The organism is Rhizobium sp. C1 (assembly GCF_021026335.1).
In the GTDB taxonomy this organism is placed as follows: Bacteria; Pseudomonadota; Alphaproteobacteria; order Rhizobiales; family Rhizobiaceae; genus Ensifer_A.
Window position 1 is genome coordinate 60,019 of sequence record NZ_JAJNCY010000011.1, and the last position, 14,174, is coordinate 74,192.

Sequence of the window (14,174 nt, forward strand, 5' to 3'; positions counted from 1 at the left end):
GTCAACACGGCGATAGTTATATAGTGAAAAATTCGTCAAATGGAAACGACGAACCCGGCCTTTCGACCGGATTCTTCAAGCACTCGTTAATCTTAGGCAACATCCCGGAACGGGTGATCGGGATCAATGTCATAGTCCTTGAGCTTGCGGTACAATGTGGACCGCCCGATTCCGAGCTTGCGCGCCACCTGGCTCATCTGCCCGTGATAGAATTTCAGCGCGAAGCGGATCAGCTGTTCCTCGACTTCGGCCAGCGTGCGAACATCGCCGTCTTCGCCGAGACTTTCGATCACATCGGCGTGCTTGTCGCCGGACGCGGACATGACGGTCTCCTGTGTCTCGTGTCGTTCCATGAAGTTCGGAAACACCCGCGGCGGCGTCTCGACCAGCGTCGGCCCCTGGTGGCGGGCCGGCCCGCCCCACGAAATGGCGCCTTCGGCATTGATCGAATAGCCGGGCACCTGCGCCGCAATCTGCGGGAAATCCTCGACGTCCAGTTCATGCCCCTGCGCCAGCACGACAGCCCGGAACATGGCGTTCTCCAGCTGGCGGATATTGCCTGGCCAGTCATAGGCCGTCAGCAGGGCCAGCGCGCGGGGCGAGACGCCAAGCGGCTGCGGCAGCTTCTGCTCATGCGCCAGACGCTCGGCAAGCGTTCTGACGAGAACAGGAATGTCTTCCTTGCGCCGGCGCAGCGACGGAATGGCGATCGGATAGACGTTGAGGCGATAATAAAGGTCCTCGCGGAACCGCCCGGCCTTGACCTCTTCGATCAGATCCTTGTTGGTCGCCGAAATCAGACGGACATCCACCTTCTGTGTCTGCCGTGCACCGACCGTCTCGATTTCGCCGGACTGGACGGCCCGGAGCAGCTTCACCTGCGTGTCGAGCGGCAGATCGCCGATCTCGTCTAGGAACAGCGTACCGCCATCGGCTTCCGCGAACTTGCCGATATGCCGTTCGGTCGCGCCGGTAAACGCGCCCTTCTCATGGCCGAAAAGAATGCTTTCGACCAGATTGGCCGGGATCGCCCCGCAATTGACGGTAATGAACGGCTTGTTGGACCGATCCGACGCCGCCTGGATCGCCTTGGCGACCATTTCCTTGCCGACGCCCGATTCGCCCTCCAGCACGACAGGGATGTCCGAATGCGAGGCGCGCCGTGCCAGATCAATGACGCGATCCATGGCCGGGCTGACGGAAACGATGTCGCTGAAGCGCACATGGGTGTTGCGCGACCGGCGTCCGGCCTTGGCGCGCGCCTCCTTCTGGTCGAGTTTCAGCGCATTGCCGATGGCAGAGCCGAGGCGTTCCGGCGAAACCGGCTTGACCACGAAGTCGAACGCGCCCGCGCGCATCGCCTCGACAACGGTCTCGATACCGCCCTGCCCGGTCTGCACGATGACAGGAATGTCGGCCCCGAGATTGCCAAGCGCTTCCATGAATTCCAGCCCGTTCATTTCGGGCATCATGAGGTCGAGAACGACGACGTCGATGCGGTCCGCGACGTCCTTCAGATATTCGAGCCCAACGCGGCCATTCTCAGCCATATGGGGCTCATGGCCATGTTGCTCGATCGCGTGTTTGAGAAGGCGGCGCTGAACCGGATCGTCATCCACAACAAGAATCTGGGCTACCACGGACATTCTCCCTTCGTGCGTTTCTTCGGCACGTTGCTTTTTTCGTCGCGTCACCTTGGCACAGCACCCCTAAACACCCCATTTTCGGAAATGCTTGCATTTTATCGATCCGCAACGCATTCAATCCACGTAATGACAGATGACATAGGGAGAGCAGCGACATGCTGAACCGGACCTTCGACTTCGCGGGACACCTCGTTTCAATGACTGCGACAACGGGAGCCGCAATCAAGCCGGAGCTGGGCGACCTGCCGTCCTGGAACCTGGCCGACCTCTTCCCTTCGAAAGACAGCCCGGAGTTCAAGGCAGCGCTCGACAAGGCAACAGCAGACTCGCTCGCTTTCGAAAGCCGCTGGAAGGACAAGCTGGCGGAGGCCGCGACGAAATCCGGTGATGACGGTCTCGGCGCTGCCATCCGCGATTACGATGCACTGGACGATATCCTCGGCCGCATCGCCTCCTTCGCGGGGCTCACCTATTTCTCGAACACGGCCGACCCGGCCAACGGCAAGCTCTATGGCGACGTGCAGGCCAAGCTCACCGATCTCGGCAGCCACCTGCTCTTCTTCACGCTGGAACTGAACCGCATCGACGACGCCGTCATCGAAAAGTCCATCGCGACCGACACGCTCGCCGCCCACTACGCGCCGTGGATCCGCGACCTGCGCAAGGAAAAGCCGCACCAGCTGGAAGATCGTATCGAACAGCTCTTCATGGAAAAGTCGATGACCGGAGCTGCCGCCTTCAACCGTCTCTTCGACGAGACCATGGCGACGCTGACCTTCGACGTAGATGGCGAAACGCTCGGTCTTGAAGCCACGCTCAGCCTGCTGCAGAGCGCCGATCCGAAGAAGCGCGAAAGCGCGGCACGTGCGCTAGCCGCCACCTTCGCCGCCAATATCCGCACCTTCACGCTGATCACCAATACGCTCGCCAAGGACAAGGAAATCTCCGACCGCTGGCACAAGTTCGAGGACATCGCCGACAGCCGACATCTGGCGAACCGCGTCGAACGCGAGGTCGTCGATGCGCTGGCAGCGGCGGTGAAAGACGCCTATCCGCGCCTCTCACATCGCTACTATGCGATGAAGGCGAAGTGGCTCGGCATGGACAAGATGCAGTTCTGGGACCGCAACGCGCCGTTGCCCGAAACCCCGGATGCCACGATCTCCTGGGACGAGGCCCGAGAAACCGTCCTCTCGGCTTACGGCGCCTTCTCGCCCGACATGGCCGGCATCGCGAAGACCTTCTTCGACCGCAACTGGATCGACGCGCCCGTGCGCCCCGGCAAGGCGCCGGGCGCTTTCGCGCATCCGACGGTCCCCTCCGCGCACCCCTATGTTCTGGTCAACTACATGGGCAAGCCACGCGATGTCATGACGCTGGCGCATGAACTCGGGCACGGCGTGCACCAGGTTCTCGCCGGCGGCCAGGGCGCGCTGATGTGCGCAACACCGCTGACGCTGGCCGAAACCGCCTCGGTCTTCGGCGAAATGCTGACCTTCCGCGCGCTGCTCGACAACACGAAGGACAAGCGCGAACGCAAGGCCATGCTCGCCCAGAAGGTCGAGGACATGATCAACACGGTCGTGCGCCAGATCGCCTTCTACGAATTCGAGCGCAAGGTCCACACGGCCCGGAAAGAAGGCGAACTGACCTCCGACCAGATTGGCGAACTCTGGATGTCCGTGCAGGCCGAGAGCCTCGGCCCGGCCATCGATCTGTCGGGTGGCGGCTACGAAACCTTCTGGTCCTATATCCCCCATTTCATCCACTCGCCCTTCTACGTCTACGCCTATGCGTTCGGCGATTGCCTCGTGAACTCGCTCTACGCCGTCTACCAGAACGCGGCGGAAGGCTTCCAGGACAAGTATTTCGCGCTCCTCAAGGCCGGTGGCACGAAGCATCATTCCGAACTCCTCGCCCCCTTCGGCCTCGACGCCTCAGACCCGTCGTTCTGGAGCAAGGGACTGTCGATGATCGAAGGGCTGATCGACGAGCTGGAGGCTTTAGATAAGGGGTAATGGAACCGCCCTTCATCCTCTTTCGAGACGATCCCGCCAATCGAACGATTCTGTTCGCCCGCCCGCGCGAGATCGTCCGTGTGGATCGCAGGGCGGATTTCTTGCCCGCGCTCGAAAAACTGCAGGCCGCGCACAAGGCAGGCCACTGGCTGGCCGGCTATCTCTCCTACGAAGCCGGCCATCTCTTCGAGCCGCGCATCGAGAAACTGGCCGATGATAACGGTGCAGTGCCGTATCTTCTTTTCGGGGTTTTTGACGCGCCAACAGATGCTGCGCCCCCAATGAGGGACAGGCACGAGGCAGGCTCCAACCTCCCCTTCCTCACTTCCCCCCGCGCCCGCTGGAATTTCGAAACCTACAAATCCCGTTTCGATATCCTCCACCACCACCTGCGCAAGGGCGACAGTTATCAGGGGAATCTCACCTTCCCCATCGACGCCGAATGGCATGGCGACCCGCTGGATGCGTTCCACGCGCTCGCGGAACGCCAGCCGGTGAAGTACAGCGCGCTGGTCAATATGGGCGGCCCGGTCATCCTCTCCCGCTCGCCCGAACTCTTCTTCAAGGTGGACAAAGACGGCTGGATCGAAACGCATCCGATGAAAGGCACAGCCCCGCGGGGACGCAACGCAGAGGAAGACGCGGCGATCATCGACGCCATGAAGGCTGACGAGAAGACGCAGGCCGAAAACCGCATGATCGTCGACCTCCTGCGCAACGACATCTCGCGCATCACGCAAGTCGGCACACTCTCCGTGCCTAGGCTTTTCGACATCGAGACCTATCCGACGTTGCACCAGATGGTGAGCCATGTCCGCGCCAAACTCCTTCCCGAGACAACACTGACCGACATCTTCGCCGCGCTCTTCCCCTGCGGCTCGATCACCGGTGCCCCGAAGATGTGGACGATGGAAATCCTCCACAGGATCGAACAGACCCCGCGCGGCGCCTATTGCGGCTCCATCGGCTATGTAGCCCCTTCCGGCGAAATGCTCTTCAACGTCGCGATCCGCACGATCACGCTCTTCGATGACGGCAAGGCCACTTTCAATGTCGGCGGGGGCATCGTCTTCGATTCCAACGCCGAGGACGAATATGCCGAAGCGCTCCTGAAAGCCCGCTTCGCGATTGGCGACGAGGAGATCGCACGATGACGGATTTCTCGCTTTTCGAGACGATGCGCTACACACCCGGCGAGGGCATCGCCCGGCTGAGCCTACACCTGAAACGGCTGGAGACCTCGGCACGACGGCTTGGGTTTTCAGGCGCGGAGAAGGCAGGCGAGGCGCTGGCTGACTATCTTTATACGCCACCCGCAAGCCACCAACGCCTCCGCCTAGAACTCTCGCCAACGGGCAGCATCGCCATCACCGCCGCCCCCTTCGCCCTCCAACCAGACGACACCCTCTGGCGCATCGCGATCGCCCAGACCCGCACCGCCTCCACCGACCCGCTGATCCGCCACAAGACCACCCGCCGCGCACTCTACGAAGCCGCCCGGGCCGAGTTTCCCGCTGCTGAGACCAACGAGGTCATCCTCCTCAACGAAAAAGGCGAACTCGCCGAGGGCACGATTACCAATCTCTTTGTCGAGGATGACGACGGCCGCCTGATGACGCCCCCCATCTCCTCCGGCTGCCTCGCCGGCGTCTTGCGCAGCTCGCTCATCTGCGCCAGAAAAGCCTATAACCGGCGGCTGCGGCCGGAAGAACTTGCGGGCCGTACGCTTTACGTCGGCAATTCCCTGCGCGGCCTGATCCGCGCGGAACTGATCGGCTGACAGCGATATCAATCTTTGATACGCTAACCCCTGATTGGAGATGAACATGGCCGGCAGGAATTTCAGTCTGACAGAACCTTTGAGCGACTTTGTCGACCGGCAGGTTGCGTCCGGCCGGCATCAGAATGCGAGCGAAGTGGTTCGCGAAGCCCTGCGCCGTTATGAAGGCGAAGTCGAGCGTGAAAATGCTGATCTGGCGATCATCCAGAAGGTTGCGGAAACGGGACTGGATGCCATAGCGCGCGGCGACTTCACGCATGTCGTGGGAGAAACGGGCGCATCTGAACTCCTCGCGCGCCTGATCGAGCGCAGCCGGGCCAATGGCTGATTTCCGCCTTGCCGCGCCCGCCGAGGCGCAGCTTATCGAAATTCTCAATCACTCTGCCGCCACCTTCGGAGATAGCGCCCGTGAGCGATATGCCGCCCTTCTGGTGCGGGCCATGCAGGACATCGCCGAAACGCATGACCGGCCGTCCGTCACCTGGAAACAGACGCAGCTCGGACAGGTGGGAGTCTATCATGTCCGCTACAGTCGCCATCGCGTTCCTTCCCCGCCTGGCCCCGTGCTCGAACCCCGCCATTTCCTGGTCTTCCAGATCGGAAAAGATCGCATCGTCAACATTCTTGGTTTCATTCACGACAGCATGCTTTTCACCCGCGCCCTCAATCGGATCGCCCGGCAAGGCGAACACGATCCAGAAAGATAGCCCATGTTCATCATCTCGCTCACCTACAAGAAGTCCACGGAAGAAGCCGATAAGCACATGGCCGCCCATATGGAGTGGCTGAAAGCGCACTATGCCGATGGCACATTCGTCGCCTCCGGCCGAAAGGTTCCCCGCACGGGCGGCGTGATCCTTGCCCGAGGCGAGCGTGCGGCGATCGAAGCGCTCTGTGCGAAAGACCCGTTCGTGATCCACGAAATCGCCGACATCGACATCGCCGAAGTGAACTTCACCACGACAGCAGAGGGCTTCGAGGGCTTGAAGGGCTAGCCATGCAAAAGCCTCGCTTCACCCCCTATGATGGCTCGTCCGAACCCTTCGCGATCGGTCTCACGCAGATTGCGCCGGAGCGCTGGATCGAGACGGATACTGATCTGGAGCGGTATCTGGCGGAGAAGGCCAGGCTCTTGGGCGCAGACCGTGATGCCGTGTTTCAGGCCGCGCCGGGTTCCGAAGCCGCGCAGGCTGAAGCCCTCGACACGCTCGCCGCGCATCTTCTGGACAATCACGCGGCCACCTATTCCCGCCACGGCAACACCCTCGCCTTCCTCGATCGCCGGATCGCCCTCGACACCCCCGAACCGACTCTCCTCATCGCGGGCTCCCTCGTCGCCGACGATCTCGTACTCCTCGAAAACCGCGACAGCGGCTGGCGGGTCACGGCGGGCTATGTCGCCTTCCCCTCCTCCTGGTCCCTGAAGGCAAAGGCCGGCAAGACGATCGGCGAAATCCACGGCCCTGTGCCGGATTTCGAGCCCGGCAGCCGCAATGACGATCTGATCAACCGCATGTTCGACCGCATCGCGCCCGGACGGGTGGTAGAGCGTTTCAACTGGTCGATCTATCCGGAGGCCGATCTCGACTGGCCTCCGGAAAAGGGCGCGCGGCTGTCGCGAAAGCACTTCGACCCGGCCTCGAATTTCATTCGCGTCGAGCGCCAGACGTTGCGCAAGCTGCCGGAAACCGGCGCGATGCTCTTCACCATCCGCATCTATCAGGATCCGATTGCCGCCGTCACCGCGCATCGCGATCTCGCCGACCAGTTGGCCGCCCGGCTGGAGGCCATGAACGAACAACAACTGGCCTACAAAGGCATGACGGAAAAGCGCGGGAAGCTCATGACATTTCTGCGAAATCTGCAGTGAAGACCGAGGTTTTGCGAGCCGCGACCCGTCAGAACTTCCGTTTGTACTTTATTGTGACTCGATTCTGTGGTTAGAGCGCGCACAGGCCTCGATAACGGGGCCCGCCAACCTGTCCTGCCAATCTCGCAGGCGCATTTTCAGGAGCACGGACCCGATGTCTGACGTTCAATATCCGATCTATGGCGAAATCACCGGTCCGATCGTGCTGATCGGCTTCGGCTCGATCGGCCGCGGCACGCTGCCGCTCATCGAACGTCACTTCAAGTTCGACAAATCCCGCATGGTCGTCATCGACCCGCGCGGCGAAGATGCGCATCTGCTCGAAGAGCGCGGCATCCGCCTCATCAAGGAGCACGTCACGAAGGAGAACTACAAGGATCTCCTCAAGCCGCTCCTCACCGAAGGCAAGGGTCAGGGCTTCTGCGTCAACCTGTCGGTCGACACGGGATCGCTCGACCTGATGAAGTTCTGCCGCAAGCTCGATGTGCTCTACATCGACACTGTCGTCGAACCCTGGCTCGGCTTCTATTTCGACAACTCGCTCGGCAACGAAGCGCGCACCAACTATGCGCTGCGCGAAACCGTGCGCAAGGAAAAGGCCAAGAATCCGGGCGGCACGACGGCCGTTTCCTGCTGCGGCGCCAACCCCGGCATGGTCTCCTGGTTCGTGAAGCAGGCGCTGATCAACCTCGCCAGGGACACCGGCACAGCGATCACCGAACCGGCAGCCGATGACCGCGAAGGCTGGGCGAAGCTGATGCAGACGCTGGGCGTCAAGGGCGTCCACATTGCCGAGCGCGATACCCAGCGCACGATCAACCCGAAGCCGATGAACGTCTTCTGGAACACCTGGTCGGCCGAAGGCTTCATCTCTGAAGGCCTTCAGCCCTCGGAACTCGGCTGGGGCACGCACGAAAAGTGGATGCCGAAGAACGCCAAGAAGCACAAGAAGGGCTGCAAGGCGGCGATCTATCTCGATCAGCCGGGTGCCAACACCCGCGTGCGCACGTGGTGCCCGACGCCCGGCCCGCAATATGGCTTCCTTGTCACGCATAACGAAGCGATCTCGATTGCCGACTACTTCACGGTGAAGGACAAGGACGGCGAGGCCGAATTCCGTCCGACCTGCCATTATGCCTATCATCCGGCCAATGACGCGGTTCTGTCGCTGCACGAAATGTTCGGCAACGGTGGCCACCAGCAGCCGATGCTCCACGTTCTCGACGAAAATGAACTGGTCGACGGCGTCGATGAACTCGGAGTCCTGCTCTACGGTCATGAGAAGAACGCCTACTGGTACGGCTCGCGCCTGTCGCTGGAAGAAACCCGCCGCATCGCGCCTTACCAGAACGCCACCGGCCTGCAGGTGACGTCTGCCGTTCTCGCCGGCATGGTCTGGGCGCTGGAAAATCCGAAGGCCGGCATCGTTGAGGCCGACGAGATGGACTACAAGCGCTGCCTCGAAGTGCAGATGCCCTATCTCGGTCCGGTCGAAGGCCATTACACCGACTGGACCCCGCTCGACGGCCGCCCGGGTCTCTTCCCGGAAAAGCTGGACGAGAAGGATCCTTGGCAGTTCAAGAACATCCTCGTTCAGTAAACCGCGGCAATCCGGTCCGAAATACATAGGATAATATGTAAATTGCGCCGCCCCGGTCTTGTTTGACCGGGGCGGCTCTGCAATCTTGAGGGCGGGACAGGAATCGGATCCAGAGCGCCCTTTGCGATGCTGCAAAAATGTGCGCTGACACGTTTAATTCGCCGGAAAGGCCATAAAGACGCCGCGAGCGTCAGCCTTTCATGGTCCATGAACATGCCGGAGAATACCATGAAAAAATCATCCGTCTGCCTTATCCTCGGCTCCAGCCTCGCGCTGGCCGGCTGCATGTCGTCGCCCGCGCCGCGCTCGCTGCCGCCCATCCAGCAGCAGCCGACAACCGTGGAAGGCCAGTGGATAGACCCGAACGGGATCGTGTCCAGCTTCCAGGCCGGCACATTCACGACGCGCACGACCGACACCAACCAGCTGCTCGCCTCCGGCACCTATACGAGCAGCGCACCCAAGGTGGTCGAAATCAACATGACCTCGCTGGTGCGCAACACGCAGTCGCGCGTCAACTGTGCCCTTGTCACGCCGAACCAGCTCAATTGCACCACCGATTCCGGCGCCCAGTTCTCGCTCGCCCGCAAGGCCGTCTGAGCGACACCGAAACAGGTTTGAATTGACGAAAGCGCGGACAACCATCCGCGCTTTTTTGTCGTATAGCCGTCTAACATCAATACAAGTGGCAACGAATTCGCCTATATGGGCGTGACACACATTCGAAAGCGGAAGATTGAGATCATGATGCCTGGCGCGCTCCCTGCCGACCACCCAAAAGTCGCCTTCGGAAAAGTCGGCGTTCTCCTCGTCAACCTCGGCACACCCGACGGCACCGACAAGGCCTCGATGCGCCGCTATCTGGAAGAGTTCCTGACCGACCGCCGCGTCATCGAATGGTCACGGCTCTTCTGGTATCCCATCCTGTACGGCATCGTGCTGAACCGCCGCCCCGCCAAGGTCGGCAAGGCCTATGAGACGATCTGGAACAAGGAGCGCAACGAAAGCTATCTGCGCACCTACACCCGCTCTCAAGGTGAACTGATGGCCGAGCGCCTGAAGGATCTGCCCAATGTCGTTGTCGATTGGGGCATGCGCTACGGCAATCCGTCGATCGCTTCGCGCATCGAGGCGCTGCAGGCCGCGGGTTGCGAGCGCATCGTGCTCTTCCCGCTCTATCCGCAATATGCCGCCGCCACGACCGCGACCGTCAACGACAAGGCGTTCGAAAAGCTGCAGAAGATGCGCTGGCAGCCGGCCATCCGCACCGTGCCGCCCTATCATGACGAGCCTGCCTATATCGAGGCGCTGGCCAATTCGATCACCGCGCATCTCGCCACGCTCGACTGGGAGCCGGAAGTCGTGCTCGCCTCCTTCCACGGCATTCCGCAATCCTATTTCAAGGCCGGCGATCCCTATCACTGCCAGTGCATGAAGACGGCGCGCCTCGTGCGCGAAAAGCTCGGCTGGACGAAGGAAAAGTTCCGCGTCACCTTCCAGTCGCGTTTCGGGCCGGAAGAATGGCTGCAACCCTACACCGACAAGACGGTCGAGGAACTGGCCAAGACGGGCACGAAGCGCATTGCCGTCATCAATCCGGGCTTTGTCTCCGACTGTCTGGAAACGCTGGAAGAAATCGCCGAGCAAGCGAAGGAAAGCTTCGAGCACAATGGCGGCGAGCACTTCACGCATATCCCCTGCCTCAACGACAGCGTGGATGGGATGAATGTGCTGGAAAAGGTGCTGCGGCGCGAATTGCAGGGCTGGGTGTAAGCGTATTTGCTCCGTCATTCCGAACTTGATGCGATCCGTTCAGCGCGCTGCCGCGAGCTGAACGGCTTTCTCAGTTGCGTCGTCAGAGAGAAATTGTCTCTCCATGCGCGATCAAACGTAGGCGGTCTGAAAGACCCAACCTGGCAAAAACCTCCGCCAACGCCTGCGCCGGGAGCGTGAAATGCTCCCAGCCTTCCGAATGGACCGGAATGATTGTGGCCTGTGGAAACGCATGCGCAGTATCGAGAACATCGTTTGCCGACATGGTGAGGTCGAACGGCCCGCGCGGCCGAGCCGCCCCGGCGAACGCAATGATATGACGTGGTGAAAACCGTCGCGCAACCTCGGCGACGCCTTCATAGAAAACCGTATCGCCGGTTACATAAAGCGTTTCGGCGCTGCCATCGAGAGCCTCCAGTAAGAAGCCGATGACGTCGCCCGCGATGGGCTCTATACCCGCTGGACCATGGCGGCAGGGTGTCGCCGTCACACGCACACGCTGACCAGTTGGCGTTTGTAGTTCCAGGCTTTCCCACTCCGCCAGCCCCTTTGTCTCGTTGCCAAGCCGTTGGGCACCAATAGGGGTTGTCAGCAGCAATGGTACTTCAGCGAGAAAGGCGCGGCCGGAAACGTCGAGATTGTCCTTGTGCTGGTCATGGCTCAAAAGCACCGCATCTACCCTTCCAAGCGCCGCAGGCCGAAACGCGGGCTCCGTGAGTTTTCGCAACGTCACGCCGGACGACGGGTACTCCTCGCCCGCGTGGTCGAAGGTTGGATCGGTCAGAAACCTCAGCCCGCAATAGTCGATCAGGACAGTGGGTCCGCCGATCAGCGTAACCGTCACTTTTGAATTTGGCATTTTTGCCTCCTTTGACAAATTAATGCCATGAACCTATAGCCAACGGGAGGAACAGCAATTGGCTGATATGACATTTTTGGATGTGTTTATGCCAAATACGACGACCGCCATTTTCTTGCATCGCAGGGCGTCTGCGAGTTTCGCCCTTATCGCGGCATCGATTTTCCGCACGGCGAACCGCTTGTCGACGACGTCCACATTCGATGTGAAACTTGTCGGCCATGAGGGGCACTTCGTGTTTCAGGACGGCATGCTGAAGCTTGAACCCGTCAGCACGGTGACACCGGACTACTTTATCATCCCGCCTATCGAGGGTTTTGATGGCGTTTACACGCCTGATGATGACGACATGGCTGCATTGGCCCGAATCGCAGCCTCGGACACTGTCATCGCCAGCGCGTGCCTCGGTGCATTCCTGCCGGCGGCCGCCGGACTTCTGGACGGCCAGGCGGCAACGACTCACTGGGCCTGGGCCGATTTCGCCGCCAGACGCTTTCCGGACGTTCGCTGGAACAGCCGTGAAATGCTGATCGAAAGCAGCCGCATGATCACTGCAGGCGGACTGTTCTCCATTGTCGACCTTTGCCTGCATCTGGTCGCGAATATCTGCGGGACAGCCTTCGCTGGCCGCCTTGCCCGGCACATGCTGGCGGACACGATGCGCCAGAAGCAATCGGCCTATGCGACGCAGCTTCTTGCCGCCCCCAGAGAAAAAACAACCTTCGCCGCTCTGGAAACTGAAATTGCACGCAGGCAGCCGAACACACTCACCGTGGCCGAAATGGCCGCGATCTCCGGTATGAGCCTGCGTACATTTCATCGCCGCTTTCTCGACGTTTACGGCGTTACGCCTGTCAAATACGTGCAACTGCGCAAGGTAGAGATCGCCAAGGAGCTGTTGATATCGACCTCGAAGCCGCTGGAGGAAATTGCAGAACAGGCGGGCTTTGGCGACCTCGCCTTCTTCCGCAATGTCTTCGCCCGGGAGACTGGCATGACGCCGGGCCAGTTCCGCAAGCGCTCTACCGGCGCTGCACCGGCAAAATCGGACGCAGTAAACTTGAAATAACCACCGGCCTCCCCACGTTCATGCTACAACCTGCGCCGTCAACCGCGCGAAGACGCGCGACGCAGGCTGGAGGGACATCCATGGACTTTTCGGGTTCGGACATCACCATCATTGCCATCGTGGTGCTGGCGATCATCTTCCTTTATTCCGGCATCAAGACCGTGCCGCAGGGCTACCGCTACACGGTCGAGCGCTTCGGCCGCTACACGCGCACCCTGGAGCCCGGCCTCAACCTCATCATTCCCTTCATCGATCGCCTCGGCGCGAAGATGAACGTCATGGAACAGGTGCTGGACGTGCCGACCCAGGAGGTCATCACCAAGGACAATGCCTCTGTCACCGCCGACGCCGTCGCCTTCTATCAGGTGCTGAACGCCGCGCAGGCCGCCTATCAGGTCGCCAATCTCGAACAGGCAATCCTCAACCTCACCATGACCAACATTCGCTCCGTCATGGGCTCGATGGACCTCGATGAGCTGCTGTCGAACCGCGACAAGATCAACGACCGGCTGCTGCATGTGGTGGACGACGCCGCAAGCCCGTGGGGCCTCAAGATCACCCGCGTCGAGATCAAGGATATCCGCCCGCCCAAGGACCTCGTGGACGCGATGGCCCGCCAGATGAAGGCAGAGCGCGAAAAGCGTGCTCAGGTTCTCGAAGCCGAAGGGTCACGCAACGCCCAGATCCTGCGCGCCGAGGGCGCCAAGCAGGCCGCCGTTCTGGAGGCCGAGGGCGAGCGGCAGGCCGCCTTCCTCAACGCCGAAGCGCGCGAACGGCAGGCCGAAGCAGAAGCCAAGGCCACGCAGATGGTCTCGGAAGCCATTGCGTCCGGCGACGTACAGGCGATCAACTACTTCGTGGCGCAGAAATATACCGAAGCCATGCAGGCGATCGGCTCCGGCCCGAATTCCAAGGTCGTGCTGATGCCCATGGAAGCCTCCTCGCTCATCGGCTCGCTCGGCGGCATCGGCGCCATCGCCCGCGAGGTCTTCGGCGATCAGCCCGCCGCAGCGCCCCGCCCTGCGGCTCAACCGGCACGTCCGCGCACCACACCGGTCGTGACCCCGCCGATCACCCCGACCCGCGAAAGCTGACGCCATGATCAGCGATCTTGTCGCCCGCGCGGGACCATGGAGCTGGTGGGTTCTGGGCGTAGTCCTCTTGATCCTGGAAATCGTCGTCCCCGGCGTCTTCCTGTTCTGGATCGGTCTCGCCGGCATCGCCACCGGCCTCCTCTCGCTCATCCTCTGGGGTTCTGCGATCTGGGCCTGGCAGGTTCAGGTCGTCACTTTCGTCATCCTCTCCTTCGTCGCCGTCCTCATCGGCCGCTCGGTGCTGAAGCGTGGTGAGACGGCAAGCGATGAGCCCCACCTCAACCGCCGCAGCGAAAGCCTTGTCGGCCGTGTGGTGACGGTGACGGATGCGATTGAGAACGGGCGCGGACGGGTGAAGGTGGGCGATACAACGTGGAGCGTTTCGGGACCGGATACGCCTGCGGGGACGAAAGTCAGGATCGTCAGCGCGTCGGGGAATGAGCTGAGGGTGGAGGCGGAGTGATC

General features: G+C 61.2%; 15 protein-coding genes. 13 read left to right on the forward strand and 2 right to left on the reverse strand.

Annotation, left to right across the window (positions count from 1 at the left end; translation table 11 throughout):
- Positions 1–92 precede the first annotated feature (92 nt).
- Positions 93–1,640, reverse strand: a complete 1,548-nt coding sequence (locus LQK83_RS19310) for a sigma-54-dependent transcriptional regulator (RefSeq protein ID WP_230839052.1) — start codon at positions 1,638–1,640, stop codon at positions 93–95.
- Positions 1,641–1,843: 203 nt separating this feature from the next.
- Between LQK83_RS19310 and LQK83_RS19315 the strand changes: the two genes are divergently transcribed.
- From LQK83_RS19315 to hemH, 10 genes are all read left to right on the forward strand, one after another.
- Positions 1,844–3,664 (forward strand): M3 family oligoendopeptidase, encoded by a 1,821-nt coding sequence (locus tag LQK83_RS19315; protein ID WP_230839173.1) that lies wholly within the window; start codon positions 1,844–1,846, stop codon positions 3,662–3,664.
- The gene (locus LQK83_RS19320; protein WP_230839053.1) at positions 3,664–4,818 is read left to right on the forward strand and encodes an aminodeoxychorismate synthase component I; all 1,155 of its coding nucleotides are present in this window, start codon (positions 3,664–3,666) and stop codon (positions 4,816–4,818) included. The genes LQK83_RS19315 and LQK83_RS19320 overlap by 1 nt, the downstream gene beginning before the upstream one ends.
- The gene (locus LQK83_RS19325; protein ID WP_230839054.1) at positions 4,815–5,444 is read left to right on the forward strand and encodes an aminotransferase class IV family protein; all 630 of its coding nucleotides are present in this window, start codon (positions 4,815–4,817) and stop codon (positions 5,442–5,444) included. Before LQK83_RS19320 ends, LQK83_RS19325 begins: the two co-directional genes overlap by 4 nt.
- A 46-nt stretch (positions 5,445–5,490) precedes the next feature.
- On the forward strand, positions 5,491–5,772 hold the full coding sequence (locus LQK83_RS19330; RefSeq protein WP_230839056.1) for a type II toxin-antitoxin system ParD family antitoxin: 282 nt from the start codon (positions 5,491–5,493) through the stop codon (positions 5,770–5,772).
- A complete protein-coding gene (locus LQK83_RS19335) occupies positions 5,765–6,151 on the forward strand; it encodes a type II toxin-antitoxin system RelE/ParE family toxin (protein WP_230839057.1) in 387 nt (128 codons plus the stop codon). The genes LQK83_RS19330 and LQK83_RS19335 overlap by 8 nt, the downstream gene beginning before the upstream one ends.
- A 3-nt stretch (positions 6,152–6,154) precedes the next feature.
- Positions 6,155–6,439, forward strand: coding sequence for a YciI family protein (locus LQK83_RS19340; protein WP_230839059.1), 285 nt, complete (start codon positions 6,155–6,157; stop codon positions 6,437–6,439).
- A gap of 2 nt (positions 6,440–6,441) precedes the next feature.
- Positions 6,442–7,314, forward strand: coding sequence for a heme-dependent oxidative N-demethylase family protein (locus LQK83_RS19345; protein ID WP_230839060.1), 873 nt, complete (start codon positions 6,442–6,444; stop codon positions 7,312–7,314).
- A 154-nt stretch (positions 7,315–7,468) separates the two neighbouring features.
- A complete protein-coding gene (locus LQK83_RS19350; protein WP_230839061.1) occupies positions 7,469–8,914 on the forward strand; it encodes a homospermidine synthase in 1,446 nt (481 codons plus the stop codon).
- 228 nt (positions 8,915–9,142) lie between these two features.
- Positions 9,143–9,514: an outer membrane lipoprotein Omp10 gene (omp10, locus tag LQK83_RS19355; RefSeq protein WP_230839062.1), complete on the forward strand. Its 372-nt coding sequence runs from the start codon at positions 9,143–9,145 to the stop codon at positions 9,512–9,514.
- A 144-nt stretch (positions 9,515–9,658) separates the two neighbouring features.
- Positions 9,659–10,687, forward strand: a complete 1,029-nt coding sequence (gene hemH, locus LQK83_RS19360) for a ferrochelatase (protein WP_230839063.1) — start codon at positions 9,659–9,661, stop codon at positions 10,685–10,687.
- A gap of 82 nt (positions 10,688–10,769) precedes the next feature.
- Here the strand turns inward: hemH and LQK83_RS19365 are convergent, their stop codons facing one another.
- Positions 10,770–11,546 (reverse strand): MBL fold metallo-hydrolase, encoded by a 777-nt coding sequence (locus tag LQK83_RS19365; protein WP_230839065.1) that lies wholly within the window; start codon positions 11,544–11,546, stop codon positions 10,770–10,772.
- Between the two features lie 67 nt (positions 11,547–11,613).
- On the opposite strand from LQK83_RS19365, the gene LQK83_RS19370 reads away from it, so the two are divergent.
- The 3 genes from LQK83_RS19370 (at position 11,614) to LQK83_RS19380 (ending at position 14,172) form a co-directional block, all read left to right on the forward strand.
- Positions 11,614–12,615 carry a GlxA family transcriptional regulator gene (locus tag LQK83_RS19370; RefSeq protein WP_230839174.1) on the forward strand — a complete coding sequence of 334 codons (1,002 nt, stop codon included), beginning with the start codon at positions 11,614–11,616 and terminating at the stop codon, positions 12,613–12,615.
- Between the two features lie 80 nt (positions 12,616–12,695).
- Complete coding sequence (locus LQK83_RS19375; protein ID WP_230839067.1) at positions 12,696–13,709, forward strand: SPFH domain-containing protein; 1,014 nt, start codon at positions 12,696–12,698, stop codon at positions 13,707–13,709.
- 4 nt (positions 13,710–13,713) lie between these two features.
- Complete coding sequence (locus LQK83_RS19380) at positions 13,714–14,172, forward strand: NfeD family protein (protein ID WP_230839068.1); 459 nt, start codon at positions 13,714–13,716, stop codon at positions 14,170–14,172.
- Positions 14,173–14,174: the final 2 nt, after the last annotated feature.

Bases quoted from the DNA above. Each gene is read 5' to 3' on its own strand.
- LQK83_RS19315 (WP_230839173.1), top strand. From the start codon at position 1,844: ATGACTGCGACAACGGGAGCCGCAATCAAGCCGGAGCTGGGCGACCTG.
- LQK83_RS19320 (WP_230839053.1), top strand. From the start codon at position 3,664: ATGGAACCGCCCTTCATCCTCTTTCGAGACGATCCCGCCAATCGAACG.
- LQK83_RS19325 (WP_230839054.1), top strand. From the start codon at position 4,815: ATGACGGATTTCTCGCTTTTCGAGACGATGCGCTACACACCCGGCGAG.
- LQK83_RS19330 (WP_230839056.1), top strand. From the start codon at position 5,491: ATGGCCGGCAGGAATTTCAGTCTGACAGAACCTTTGAGCGACTTTGTC.
- LQK83_RS19335 (WP_230839057.1), top strand. From the start codon at position 5,765: ATGGCTGATTTCCGCCTTGCCGCGCCCGCCGAGGCGCAGCTTATCGAA.
- LQK83_RS19340 (WP_230839059.1), top strand. From the start codon at position 6,155: ATGTTCATCATCTCGCTCACCTACAAGAAGTCCACGGAAGAAGCCGAT.
- LQK83_RS19345 (WP_230839060.1), top strand. From the start codon at position 6,442: ATGCAAAAGCCTCGCTTCACCCCCTATGATGGCTCGTCCGAACCCTTC.
- LQK83_RS19350 (WP_230839061.1), top strand. From the start codon at position 7,469: ATGTCTGACGTTCAATATCCGATCTATGGCGAAATCACCGGTCCGATC.
- omp10 (WP_230839062.1), top strand. From the start codon at position 9,143: ATGAAAAAATCATCCGTCTGCCTTATCCTCGGCTCCAGCCTCGCGCTG.
- hemH (WP_230839063.1), top strand. From the start codon at position 9,659: ATGATGCCTGGCGCGCTCCCTGCCGACCACCCAAAAGTCGCCTTCGGA.
- LQK83_RS19365 (WP_230839065.1), bottom strand. From the start codon at position 11,546: ATGCCAAATTCAAAAGTGACGGTTACGCTGATCGGCGGACCCACTGTC.
- LQK83_RS19370 (WP_230839174.1), top strand. From the start codon at position 11,614: ATGACATTTTTGGATGTGTTTATGCCAAATACGACGACCGCCATTTTC.
- LQK83_RS19375 (WP_230839067.1), top strand. From the start codon at position 12,696: ATGGACTTTTCGGGTTCGGACATCACCATCATTGCCATCGTGGTGCTG.
- LQK83_RS19380 (WP_230839068.1), top strand. From the start codon at position 13,714: ATGATCAGCGATCTTGTCGCCCGCGCGGGACCATGGAGCTGGTGGGTT.